The organism is Streptomyces sp. NPDC102451 (genome assembly GCF_044765485.1).
Taxonomy (GTDB): Bacteria; Actinomycetota; Actinomycetes; order Streptomycetales; family Streptomycetaceae; genus Streptomyces.
In genome coordinates this window covers 29,882-42,682 of record NZ_JBIWKD010000003.1, presented here as the reverse complement: position 1 = coordinate 42,682, position 12,801 = coordinate 29,882, and the positions used below count along the sequence as shown (strand labels likewise).

The window sequence follows — 12,801 nt, the reverse complement described above, 5'->3', positions numbered from 1 at the left end:
CCCTTCCCTCTCCCGGTCGCATCATACTCAAGAATATGACTAATCAAATCCTTGAGTACGTGTACAAGGGGAAGGGGTGCGCGGGCCCCCTCCCGTCAGCGACGGACCGCGCCCCTCCCGGCCGGGTCGATACGGACCCGCTCCGTGACCGGTGCGGCCTCCAGGTCGTCCAGCTGCGCGACGATCGTGCTGCGCAGGTCGTCGAAGTCCTCGAAGCTGTGGTCGTTGAACAGGGTGTAGCCCGTCCACATCAGGTTGGCGCACACCCGCGCCGGCACCCGGCCCGTACGGGCACCCATGCCGACCAGGGCCACCGACCGGATGCTCCCCGGCGCCTCACTGTTCTGCCGGTGGATCGCCTGGAACGCGGCGGCGCAGGCCAGGGCCACATTCAGGGTCTCGCTCACGTTCTGCGAGGACCCCTCCATCGTCGGCGTCGATATGAGGAACTTCGGGTTGACCGCCCCGGACGGCACGCACACCGCGCTCCCGACCGGAAGGCTCCCGCCGAACCCGTCGCGGATCGCCCGCTGGACGCGCAGCTGGATCCCGGCGCCGAGGTGCCGCTTGATCGCCGCGTCGGTGCCACCGTCCATACGCCCCCGGGAGTTGGTCGGACCGACCCAGGCGTCCACCTTCTCGTCGAGGATCGATCCCTTGCGGATCTCGACCTCAGGGGTGTCGGCGAACGCGGCCCGCCACGCCTCCACGACGTCGGTGCTGAGGTCGGTCAGGACCACCCGGACAGGCGGCGGCTGCATGCGGTTCGCGGTCATCGTCCACTCCGATCGAGAGGTGGTTCCTCCACTGCTCAGGACGCTACAGCGCACCACTGACAACGCCTCAGGACGCGGCAGCAGTTGGGTGGCCCCGTTGTCAGTGGCGGGGGATACAACTCGTCATGTGCGGGTCCACGGTGCATACGGCGCCGGCCCCGGCCCCGAGCACACCTCTGCCCTCAGCACGGACCGACACCGCGGAGCGCCTCCACCATGAGCGATGCCACCACCCCGGCCCAGCCCGACCCGAACGACCCGCTGGCCCTCGCCGAACTCTTCGAGGGCGGCGGCGAACCATGGCTCCCGCTGCTGAAGCCGGTCATCGAAGCGCGGTCGGACGCGGCCGAGTTCATCGGACCGGCCCGGGGCCCGGGAGTCGTTCCCGTGCGCGAGCTGACCTTCCAGGCGCTCAAGCCGCACCCGCCGCACAAGTGGAAGGTCGTCGTCTTCGGCCAGAACCCCTACCCGCGGCCGGAGAGCGCCACCGGCATCGCGATGTTCGACAACACCTTCCACGACTGGAAGGACAGCCAGTTCGGCCGCGTCGTCAGCATCCGCTGCATCATCAAGGCAGCGGCGATGTGGAAGTACGGCATACCGAAGAAGACCCCGATCGCCGACGTACGCGCGCTCCTGAAGAAGCAGGACACCGTCCAGCCGCCGGAGTGGTTCCAGGCGATGCTCACGCAGGGCGTGCTGCTGCTGAACGCGGCACTCACCGCCAGCAGTGACGGGGCGATGGCCACCGACCAGCACACCAGGTTCTGGCGCCCGGCGGTCGAGCGGATCGTCGAGGAGATCCTCAAGGCCAAGCAGAACGCCGAGGAGGAGGACCGCTACGTCGTCTTCGCCTGGTGGGGCGCGCACGCGCGCAGCCTGAAGAACGTCGTCCTGCGGCTCCAGAAGAAGTACCCGGACGTCGAGGTACGGCACATCGACCACCCCAACCCCGCAGCGCAGGGCGACATCTTCTGCGAGGGCGAGCACTTCGGGACGGTCAACGCCGCCCTCACCTCGCTCGGCGCCGACGAGATCGACTGGCTGCCCAGCAAGGGATGGAACACGCCCGAGGAAGGGACCGGCGGGGCCGACGACGGGGTCGCCGACCGGATGGGCGCGTTCATCGCGTCGACCATGGAGCTCCATCAGCTCTATCTGGACCGGCTCGCGGGCGTCAAGGATGAGGGCCTCGTCCTGCCCGCGATCACCGGGGTCTTCGACACCCCGCTCCTGGAGTTCCAGGAGGCCGTGGGGCCGGTCGTCTCCCTGCTGGCCGGCATCGACCGGCACGTGGAGCGGTCGTACGAGTTCGGGAAGAGGCGTGCGGACGAGGTGGCGGGCGAGCTGTCGGCCGACGCCGTCGCCGCCCTCCACCTCTACACCTGCGAGTCCGCGTTCTACCGGGAGATCAACGCGGTCCTGCGCTCCCCGGACCGGACGAAGGTCGTCCCGTACCTCCCCTATCTGCGGCTGCTGTTCTCGGCCGTCTCCCGACTCCCCGCCCGCACCGCGCCGTTGTGGCGCGGGGTGTCGCTGGACCTGCGCGCGCAGTACCCGATGGGCCGGACGGTGACCTGGTGGGGCGTGTCCTCGTGCACGTCCGAGGTCGGCGTCGCGCGGTCGTTCCTCGGCAGCCGGGGCAAGCGGACGCTCTTCGAAGTGACCCCCGCCCGGGCGGTGGGCATCCGCCGCTTCTCCGCCTTCACGGGCGAGGAGGAATTCATCCTGTCGCCCGGTACGCAGCTGAAGGTGACGGCCGTCAAGGCCGAACGCGGCGGCCTGTGCACGGTGAAGCTGACCGAACTGGAGGAGCAGACGCTGGTGTCCTGAGCATGCGCAGGCCGTGCCGGACGATCCACACCCCGATCCCGAAAGCCCCGGCCCCGAGCCCCGCGCCCGAAGCTCGACCCCCGACCCCCGACCCCCGACCCTCGAGACCCGGGCTCCGGGACTCGGCCGTCGAGCGTCGGGACGGGCGGTTCACTCGTTCGGAGGTATGTGGGCGGGTGCGGGCCCGACGCTTGAGCTTCGGGATCCAGGGGTCGGGGTTCGAGGGCCGGGACCCGAGACGTGTAGTCAACCGGTAGGGAAAAGAAGGGTGGGAAAGAACCTCCCCACCCTCCCGGACCTGTCACGGCCAGCAAGTATGACTAATCGTGACCAGCTTGCGGCGCAGCGTCGCGAGTGCTTACGGTGCCCACAACTGAACGACCCCGACGTGGTGTTGGACGCACCGTGCCGGGGTCTCACCCCAAGATCGAAGAGGCCCGATCTCGTGGCTACCCAGCACATTAGCTCCGCCCTCCACGCCCCCGCACCCTCCTCCCGCCCGTACGCGAAGGCCAACCCGGGCTACGGCAAGCGCTCCACACCCGGCCAACGCCCGCCCCGACGGGACGATTTCGCCCTGCTGCCGGAGCGTGAGCGCTACGTCGCCGGATATGTCGACCACCTACCCGACGGGGCGGCCATGGACATCAAGTCCCTGGCCAAGTCCCTCCCGCTGTACGGACAGATGGCCGTCGGCAGTGCGCTGAGGGCCTTGGCGGTGGCCGGACACCTGCGCCATGTGCGGTGCCCCGCGGACGCCGGTGGCGGCCAGATCCGCTGGATCACCCGCACCTACTGGTCCCGTACGGCCCGCGACAACGAGTGGTGGACCGCATTCCTCAGCGGCGCACCAGCAGCCCTGGCCACCCCGGCAGCCCCGGCCGTTCCGCAGCAGCGGACCCAGGAGCCCGAGCCGGCACCCGCACCGGAAGTGCCCCAGGCACCCCCGCAGGCACCCCCACAGGCAGCCCCGCAGCCGGCCCCGGACGGCGCCCCCTCGCCCGCCTACCTCGCCCTCGCCCAGCTCGGCCGGGCCGATGCCCGCCTCGCTCTCTCCGCCGCCGACTGCACCGCGCTGGAGGAGGCTGCCGCTGCCTGGCTCGCGCGGGGCGTGACCGCCGACTACCTGACCCAGGCGCTCACGGCAGGGCTCCCGGAGGCCGTCGACTCGCCGGTCGGATTCCTCAGGCGCCGGCTCCGCGACAAGCTCCCGCCCCTGCTGCCCGCCACGCCCGCCCCGGACGTGCGCGCGCCCGAGCGCCGTCCCATGGTCGAGTGCGCGGAGTGCCGCGCCCCCGGCCGTCCCGAGGCACTCCCCGACGGCCTCTGCGGCTCCTGCCGCGCTGCCGGACCGGCAGGATCAGGAACCGACACCCCGGCCACCCCCGAGCCGCCCGCCGAACGCGATGTCGCGGCCTACGTGGGCACCCTCCGCGACCTGCTCAGGCTGCCATGAGAGCCGGGACACGCGGAAGCTGCGGTGAGCGAAGGAGCATACCCACCTCAACCCCGCGTCACACGCCGCAACGCCACCTTTTGTTCCGCTGAGCGGCTGAACTTTTGTTGATCTGTGGCCAGTTGCGGGTACCAGGGGCCTACCCTTGACTGGGTGAACCAGTTGAAGTCCCGTGCGCCCCACGCCGAGGCCGTCCTGCCCGGCACCCTGCCCGACGACCTGCGTGCCGAGCTCATCGCCTTCCGCCGTGATCTGCACATGCACCCCGAGCTCGGCAACCAGGAGTTCCGTACCACCGCGGCCATCAAGGCCAGGCTGGAGAAGGCGGGGCTGGAGCCACAGGTGCTGCCCGGCGGCACGGGACTCGTCTGTGACGTGGGGGAGTGGGACGGCGTGACGCCGATGCTGGCGCTGCGCGGCGACATCGACGCCCTGCCGATCCCGGACACCAAGGAGGGCGTCTCCTACCGGTCCACCGTGCCCGACCGGGCGCACGCCTGCGGGCACGACGTCCATACGAGCTGCGTCCTGGGTGCGGGGCTCGTGCTGAGCGATCTGGACCGGCAGGGGCTGCTGCCCCGCCCGGTGCGGCTGCTGTTCCAGCCCGCCGAGGAGGTGCTGCCCGGCGGCGCCGCCGACGCGGTGGCGGCCGGGGTGCTGGAAGGCGTGGGGCGGATCATCGGGGTGCACTGCGACCCCAAGGTCGACGTGGGCAAGGTCGGGCTCCGGATCGGGCCGATCACCTCGGCCTGCGACCGCCTGGAGGTCTCGCTCGACGGCCCCGGCGGGCACACCGCCCGGCCGCACCTCACCACCGACCTGGTCACCGCCGCTGCCCGGATCGCCACCGACGTACCCGCGCTGCTCGCCCGCCGCGTCGACGCGCGCGCCGGCCTCGCGGTCACCTGGGGCCGGCTCCAGACCGGCCACGCCCCCAACGTCATCCCGCAGCACGCCGAACTGTCGGGGACGGTGCGCTGCCTCGATCTGGACAGCTGGCGTCAGGCGCCCGACCTGGTGCAGGAGGCGATCGACGAGGTGGCCGGAATGTACCGGGCCAAGACGGTCATCGACTACGTCCGTGGTGTGCCGCCCGTGGTGAACGAGGCCGAGACGATCGGCCTGCTCGACGCCGCGATGACCATCCGGCGCGGATCGTATGCGATCGAGGACACCGAGCAGAGCCTGGGCGGCGAGGACTTCTCCTGGTACCTGGAGAAGATCCCCGGCGCCATGGCCAGGCTCGGTGTCCGGGCGCCCGGTGACACCCGTGGACTTGACCTGCACCGGGGCAACTTCGACGTGGACGAGGAAGCGATCACGGTCGGCGTGGAACTGTTCACCGCGGCCGCCCTGCTGGACGCCTGACGGCACCGGGGACCGGAGGCCACCGACACCGAAGTGGCCAGGTGTTCCCGGCTGGTAACGGCTCGTAACCGGACAGGACACCTCCTGTTCGCGACGATCCGATAACGGCTTCCGTAGGGGTCCTTATCTGACATCTACGCGCGTTACGATCGCCGCGAAACCAGCGCCGGAAGAGGCGCTTCGGTCAGGTTTGAAGGAGCCTTCCCTTGCGCCGCGTATCCAAGATCGCTGCTGCGTGTACCGTCTCCGCGGCTCTCGCCTTCACCGCTACCGCCTGTGGTGAATCGTCCACCGAGAGCACCGGTTCCGACAAGGACCAGATGAAGATCGGCATGGCCTACGACGTCGGCGGCCGTGGCGACAACTCGTTCAACGACTCCGCCGCCCGTGGTCTGGACAAGGCCAAGAAGGAGTTCGGCGCCGAGGCGAAGGAGCTCACCGCCAAGAGCGGCGAGACCCCGGCCGACCGTGAGCAGCGCCTCGCGTCGCTCGCCGAGGGCGGCTACAACCCGGTGATCGGCGTCGGTTTCGCCTACCAGGCCGCGCTCGAGAAGGTGGCCAAGGCCCACCCCGAGACCACGTTCGGTCTGATCGACTCGGTCTCCGAGTCGAAGAACGTGGCCTCCATCGTCTTCACCGAGGAGCAGGGCTCCTACCTCGCCGGTGTCGCGGCGGCGCTGAAGTCCAAGGACGGCCAGGTCGGCTTCATCGGCGGTGTCGACCTTCCGCTGATCAAGAAGTTCGCGGCCGGCTTCCAGCAGGGCGTCACGGACACGAACCCGAAGGCCAAGGTCCAGATCCAGTACCTGACCACCGGCTCGGACCTGTCCGGTTTCGGCAGCCCGGACAAGGGTGAGGCCGCTGCCAAGGGCATGCTGGACAAGGGCGCCGACGTGATCTTCGCCGCCGCGGGCGGTTCCGGCGCCGGTGCGATCGAGGCCGTGGCCGGCAAGAAGGGCGCCTGGTCCATCGGCGTCGACTCCGACCAGGCCAAGGACCCGGCCCTGTCGAAGTACGCCGACACGATCATGACCTCGGTCGTGAAGAACGTCGACAGCGGCGTCTACGACCTGGTGAAGTCCGTCAAGGACGGCAAGCCGCTCAGTGGTACGCAGACCTACGCCCTGGCCGAGGACGGCGTCAGCCTGACCACCACGGGTGACCACCTCAAGGACATCCAGGCCAAGATCGACGAGGCCAAGAAGAAGATCGCCGACGGCTCGATCAAGGTCAAGACCACGACCTGACCGGCCCGCCGAAGTCGGGGTCCGCAGGGGCGGTTTCCGCCGCTCCCTGCGGACCCCGATTCACGTGTACCGCCGGGCCGGCCCCTCGGTACGGGTCGGTATCGTGCCCTTGGTCCGCCACCTGTCGCCGGGTGGCCAACGATTCGGTGGCGCTACGCGCGTAGTGCCCGCCGAGCGCGGTATTTTTCGCCACCGGTCCCCGCGCTGTGTCCGTACATCGCCCGCCCTCCGCTCCTGCCAAGGAGAGTGCGCCATCAAAGCGTCCAGCAGTCCTCATGCCGTAGAGCTCCGCGGCATCACCAAACGATTCCCCGGCGTCGTGGCCAACCACGACATCGACATCACGGTGAGCCGTGGCACCGTCCATGCCCTCGTCGGCGAGAACGGCGCCGGCAAGTCCACCCTGATGAAGATCCTTTACGGGATGCAGAAGCCGGACGAGGGCACCATCTCGGTGGATGGTGAACAGGTCTCGTTCAGCAGCCCGGGCGACGCCATCGACCGCGGTATCGGCATGGTGCACCAGCACTTCATGCTCGCCGACTACCTCACGGTGCTGGAGAACGTCGTCCTCGGCTCCGAGAAGCTGCACGGCATCGGGGACAGGGCGCGGAAGAAGATCAGGGAGATCTCCGACGCGTACGGCCTGGGCATCCGCCCCGACGCCGTCGTCGAGGACCTCGGGGTCGCCGACCGCCAGCGGGTGGAGATCCTCAAGGTCCTCTACCGCGGCGCCCGCACCCTGATCCTCGACGAGCCGACCGCGGTCCTCGTGCCGCAGGAGGTCGACGCCCTCTTCGACAACCTGCGTGAGCTCAAGGCGGAGGGCCTCACCGTCATCTTCATCTCCCACAAGCTGGGCGAGGTGCTGTCGGTCGCGGACGAGATCACCGTGATCCGGCGGGGCACGACCGTGGGCACCGCCGACCCCGCCAACACCACCAGCAAGCAGCTGGCGGAGCTGATGGTGGGCAGCGAACTCCCTTCGCCCGAGACCCGGGAGTCCACCGTCACGGACACACCGATGCTGGCCGTGGAGGAGCTGCGGCTGACGGCCACGGACCCCGACGGCGTGGTGCGAGCCGTGCTCGACGGCATCACCTTCACGATCCACAAGGGCGAAGTGCTCGGCATCGCGGGCGTCGAGGGCAACGGCCAGTCCGAACTCGTCGACGCCATCATGGGCATGCGCACCCTCGACAAGGGCTCGCTCACGCTCGACGGCGCGGACATCTCCCGTGCGGCCACGCGCAAGCGCCGCGAGGACGGCATGGCCGTGATCCCCGAGGACCGGCACCGGCACGGTCTTCTCCTGGACGCGCCGCTCTGGGAGAACCGCATGCTGGGTCACGTCACCGAGCGGCCCAACAGCAAGGGCGCCTTCCTCGACCTCAAGGCCGCGCGCGCCGACACGGAGCGGATCGTGCGCGAGTACGACGTCCGCACCCCCGGCATCGAGGTCACCGCCGCCTCGCTCTCCGGCGGCAACCAGCAGAAGCTGATCGTCGGCCGCGAGATGAGCCACAACCCCAAGCTGCTGATCGCCGCGCACCCCACCCGGGGCGTGGACGTCGGCGCACAGGCGCAGATCTGGGACCAGATCCGCGAAGCACGCCACGAGGGCCTCGCGGTCCTGCTGATCTCCGCCGACCTCGACGAGCTCATCGGGCTCTCCGACACGCTGCGCGTCATGTACCGAGGCAAGCTCGTGGCCGACGCCGACCCGGCGACCGTCACCCCCGAGGAGCTCGGCTCCGCGATGACCGGCGCGGCCGCCGGCCACCTGGAGGCGCCGGGTGCCACGGGTGCCACGGCCGCCGGTGACACCGTGGCCGACGGCTCCGAGACCGACCCCCGGGACGGGGGAGAGGACCGATGAAGAAGTTCGACAAGGAGCGGCTGCTCCTGGGGATCGCCGCCCCGCTGCTCGCCATCGTGGTCGCCTTCCTGGTGACCGCCCTGGTGCTCGCCGCCACCGGCAAGGAACCGTTCAGCGCCTTCGGCATCATGTTCGACTACGGACTGAAGTCGGACAGCCAGGTCTACATCCTCAACAAGGGGACGACCTACTACCTCGCGGGTCTCGCGGTCGCCGTCGGCTTCCGCATGAACCTCTTCAACATCGGAGTCGACGGCCAGTACCGCCTCGCCGCGTTCTTCGCCGCCGCACTCGGCGGGGCCCTGACGTTGCCGGGCGCCCTCCAGATCCCGCTGATCATCCTCACCGCGATGATCGTCGGAGCGATGTGGGCCGGTATCGCCGGCCTCCTCAAGGTCACCCGCGGAGTCAGCGAGGTCGTCTCGACGATCATGCTGAACTCCATCGCGACGGCCATCATCGGCTACCTCCTGCAGCAGGGCCGGCTGGGCCACCTCGACAAGGCGGGCACGAAGGTGTCCACCACCCCGATCCCGGAGTCCTCGCACTTCTTCGAGTTCCCGACCACGCCGACGCCCGTCTGGGGCTTCATCGTGATCGCGGTCGTCGCGGGTGTCGCCTACTGGTTCGCGCTCTCCCGCACCCGGTTCGGCTTCGATCTCCGTACGGTCGGACAGTCCGGCTCGGCGGCCGAGGCCAGCGGTGTCGACGTCAAGAAGATGGTCGTCACGTCCATGCTGATCTCCGGCGGTATGGCCGGCCTGATCGGTATGCCGACGCTGCTCAACGACAGCTACGAGTACAGCGGCGACTTCCCGGTCGGCATCGGCTTCACCGGAATCGCCATCGCGCTCCTCGGCCGTAACCACCCCATCGGCATCGCGCTCGGCGCGCTGCTCTGGGGCTTCCTGGAACGCGGTACGGGCAAGCTCGAATTCGAGGGCTACGACAAGGAGATCGTCGGCGTCATCCAGGGCGTCATCGTCCTCTGCGTCGTCATCGCCTACGAAGTCGTCCGCCGGTACGGCCTCAAGCGCCAGCAGAGCAAGGTCGGCGCGGAACTCGCCGCCAAGGCCGCACGTAACTCCGACCAGCAGGAGGTGTCGGCGTGAGCGCCACGGCGACTTCCACCCCGCCGCCCGCGGCCCCCAGGGTCTCCGGCGGCAAGGGCGGCCGCACCCGCTTCAGTTTTCCCGTCGTACTGCTGATCATCGCGGGTGCCCTGCTCGCGCTGTCCGCCGTACGGACCATCACCGGGGCCCAGGACGTCACTTCGGCCGGCCAGATCAGTGCCGCCCTCGCGATGGCCGTGCCGATCGGGCTCGCCGGTCTCGGCGGGCTCTGGTCCGAGCGGGCCGGCGTGGTCAACATCGGCCTCGAAGGCATGATGATCCTCGGCACCTTCTTCGGTGCCTGGGCCGGCTGGCAGACCGACCCGTGGATCGGCGTCCTCGCCGGAGTCGTGGGCGGCATGCTCGGCGGTCTGCTGCACGCCTTCGCGACCGTCACGTTCGGCGTCGACCACATCATCTCCGGTATCGCCATCAACATCCTGGCCCTCGGCTTCACGACCTACCTGGCCAAGCTGTGGTTCAACACCGGTGACGCGGCCGAGAAGGGCGGCAGCCCCAAGCAGTCGCCGCCCGCCGACAGCATCACGCAGGTCACGGTGCCCGGTCTCTCGGACTGGCTGCACTCGCTGGAGAAGCACCACTGGTTCTTCGTCTCCGACTTCGCGGGCATTCTCGGCGGACTCGTCACCAACGTCTCGCTGCTGACCCTGGTGGCCGTGGCGCTGTTCGCGGGCACGTTCTTCGTCCTGTGGAAGACCTCGTTCGGCCTGCGGCTGCGCTCCTGCGGCGAGAACCCCGTGGCCGCCGAGTCCCTCGGCGTAAACGTCTACCTCTACAAGTACGTCGCCGTGATCGTCTCCGGAGGCCTGGCCGGCCTCGGCGGCGCCTTCCTCTCCCTGGTCACCTCGCACATCTACAACGAGGGCCAGACCGGAGGCCGCGGATACATCGGCCTCGCCGCGATGATCTTCGGCAACTGGCGGCCCGGCGGACTCGCCATGGGCGCGGGCCTGTTCGGCTTCGCCGACGCCCTCCAGCTGCGCAACGGCGGTGAGTCCGTCCACGCGCTGCTCCTCCTGCTCGTGGTGATGCTCGCCGGCCTCGCGGCCTGGAAGCTCTACCGCAAGCGCTTCGTGCCCGGTGTCATCAGCGCGGTCATCGCCGCCGCGGTGCTGGTCTGGTACCTCGCCACCGACACCGTGCCCACCGAGTTCGTCAGCGCCACCCCGTACGTCGTCACCCTGCTCGTGCTCTCGCTCTCCGCGCAGCGCCTGCGGATGCCGAAGGCGGACGGCATGCGCTACCGGAAGGGGCAGGGGAAGTGACGGACAGCGCGGCCCCCGTCGACTGGGACGCGCTGCGCGAGGCCGCCCGGGACGCCATGTCCCGGGCGTACGCCCCGTATTCGGGCTACCCGGTCGGGGTGGCGGCCCTCGTCGACGACGGCCGCATGATCACCGGATGCAACGTCGAGAACGCCTCGTACGGCATCAGCCTCTGCGCCGAGTGCGGGCTGGTCTCGCATCTCGCCGCCACGGGCGGCGGCCGGCTGACCCACTTCACCTGCGTGGACGGCACGGGCGCCGTGCTCGTGCCGTGCGGCCGGTGCCGGCAGCTGCTGCACGAGTTCGGGGGGCCCGGCCTCGTCCTGGAGACCCCGGACGGCTTCCGTACGCTCGACGAGATGCTGCCGCAGGCCTTCGGGCCGCAGCACCTGGGGTAGTACCCCGCCGCCGCGTTCCCCCGCCGGGCCCGACCGGCCCGCCCGGGGAACGCGGCGGCGGAACGTTCCCTCTCTATGCGCGTAGAGTCAACAGGACTCTCTCGCCCACCCATCCGGCCGGAAGGACTCCCATCCCATGGACGCCATCTCCGTCATCCGCACCAAGCGGGACCGAGGCGAGCTCAGCCCCGAGCAGATCGACTGGGTCATCGACGCGTACACCCGCGGCGAGGTCGCCGACGAGCAGATGTCCGCACTGGCCATGGCGATCCTGCTCAACGGCATGAACCGCACCGAGATCGCCCGCTGGACCGCCGCGATGATCGCCTCCGGCGAGCGGATGGACTTCGGCGCGCTCTCCCGCCCCACCACCGACAAGCACTCCACCGGAGGCGTCGGCGACAAGATCACCCTGCCGCTCGCCCCGCTGGTCGCCGCCTGCGGCGCCGCCGTGCCGCAGCTCAGCGGCCGGGGCCTCGGCCACACCGGCGGCACCCTCGACAAGCTGGAGTCCATCCCCGGCTGGCGCGCCCACCTCTCCAACGCCGAGATGCTGGACGTCCTGGACACCACCGGCGCGGTGATCTGCGCGGCCGGCGACGGGCTCGCCCCCGCCGACAAGAAGCTGTACGCGCTGCGCGACGTCACCGGCACCGTCGAGGCGATCCCGCTGATCGCCAGCTCGATCATGTCCAAGAAGATCGCCGAGGGCACCGGGGCGCTCGTCCTGGACGTCAAGGTCGGCTCCGGCGCCTTCATGAAGACGATCGAGGACGCCCGCGAACTGGCCTCCACCATGGTCGCGTTGGGCACCGACAGCGGTGTACGGACGGTGGCGCTGCTCACCGACATGGCGATCCCGCTCGGCCTGACCGCGGGCAACGCCCTGGAGGTGCGCGAGTCCGTCGAGGTCCTCGCCGGGGGCGGCCCGCAGGACGTCATCGACCTGACCCTGGCACTCGCCCGCGAGATGCTCGACGCCGCCGGGCTCAAGGACGCCGACCCGGAGAAGGCCCTGGCCGACGGCTCCGCCATGGACGTGTGGCGCCGCATGATCTCCGCCCAGGGCGGCGACCCGGACGCCGCGCTCCCCGTCGCCCGCGAGCAGCACGTGATCAGCGCCCCGTCCTCGGGCGTGCTGACCCGGCTGGACGCGTACGACATCGGCGTCGCCGCCTGGCGCCTCGGCGCGGGCCGCGCGCGCAAGGAGGACCCGGTGCAGGCCGGTGCGGGCGTCGAACTGCACGCCAAGCCGGGCGACACGGTGACCGAGGGCCAGCCGCTGCTGACCCTGCACACGGACACCCCCGAGAAGTTCGAGTACGCCCTGAAGGCCCTGCCCGGCTCGTACGACATCGCCCCGGCGGGCACGCCCTTCACCGCCACGCCGGTGGTGCGGGAACGTATCGCCTGACCTGCGGCTTTCCCTTTCGGGTGAACGGGACC

The 12,801-nt window shown here is 70.1% G+C and carries 10 protein-coding genes; 9 read left to right on the top strand and 1 reads right to left on the bottom strand.

Annotation, left to right across the window (positions count from 1 at the left end; all coding sequences use genetic code 11):
* Positions 1–95: 95 nt before the first annotated feature.
* A complete protein-coding gene (locus tag ACIRD8_RS07145) occupies positions 96–776 on the bottom strand; it encodes a macro domain-containing protein (protein WP_403987412.1) in 681 nt (226 codons plus the stop codon).
* A gap of 216 nt (positions 777–992) precedes the next feature.
* Here ACIRD8_RS07145 and ACIRD8_RS07140 point away from each other — a divergent pair, with 216 nt between their 5' ends.
* The 9 genes from ACIRD8_RS07140 (at position 993) to ACIRD8_RS07100 (ending at position 12,769) form a co-directional block, all read left to right on the top strand.
* Entirely contained in the window at positions 993–2,609 is a 1,617-nt protein-coding gene (locus tag ACIRD8_RS07140) for an ADP-ribosyltransferase domain-containing protein (protein WP_403987410.1), read from the top strand.
* Between the two features lie 445 nt (positions 2,610–3,054).
* Positions 3,055–4,065 (top strand): MarR family transcriptional regulator, encoded by a 1,011-nt coding sequence (locus tag ACIRD8_RS07135; protein ID WP_403987408.1) that lies wholly within the window; start codon positions 3,055–3,057, stop codon positions 4,063–4,065.
* A 153-nt stretch (positions 4,066–4,218) separates the two neighbouring features.
* Positions 4,219–5,433 (top strand): amidohydrolase, encoded by a 1,215-nt coding sequence (locus ACIRD8_RS07130; RefSeq protein ID WP_403987406.1) that lies wholly within the window; start codon positions 4,219–4,221, stop codon positions 5,431–5,433.
* 206 nt (positions 5,434–5,639) lie between these two features.
* A complete protein-coding gene (locus ACIRD8_RS07125; RefSeq protein WP_403987404.1) occupies positions 5,640–6,680 on the top strand; it encodes a BMP family protein in 1,041 nt (346 codons plus the stop codon).
* A gap of 253 nt (positions 6,681–6,933) precedes the next feature.
* Positions 6,934–8,559, top strand: coding sequence for an ABC transporter ATP-binding protein (locus tag ACIRD8_RS07120; protein ID WP_403988673.1), 1,626 nt, complete (start codon positions 6,934–6,936; stop codon positions 8,557–8,559).
* Complete coding sequence (locus ACIRD8_RS07115; RefSeq protein ID WP_403987402.1) at positions 8,556–9,671, top strand: ABC transporter permease; 1,116 nt, start codon at positions 8,556–8,558, stop codon at positions 9,669–9,671. Before ACIRD8_RS07120 ends, ACIRD8_RS07115 begins: the two co-directional genes overlap by 4 nt.
* Positions 9,668–10,957, top strand: coding sequence for an ABC transporter permease (locus ACIRD8_RS07110; RefSeq protein WP_403987400.1), 1,290 nt, complete (start codon positions 9,668–9,670; stop codon positions 10,955–10,957). Before ACIRD8_RS07115 ends, ACIRD8_RS07110 begins: the two co-directional genes overlap by 4 nt.
* Complete coding sequence (locus ACIRD8_RS07105; RefSeq protein ID WP_403987397.1) at positions 10,954–11,355, top strand: cytidine deaminase; 402 nt, start codon at positions 10,954–10,956, stop codon at positions 11,353–11,355. The genes ACIRD8_RS07110 and ACIRD8_RS07105 overlap by 4 nt, the downstream gene beginning before the upstream one ends.
* Before the next feature lie 136 nt (positions 11,356–11,491).
* Complete coding sequence (locus ACIRD8_RS07100) at positions 11,492–12,769, top strand: thymidine phosphorylase (protein WP_403987394.1); 1,278 nt, start codon at positions 11,492–11,494, stop codon at positions 12,767–12,769.
* Positions 12,770–12,801: the final 32 nt, after the last annotated feature.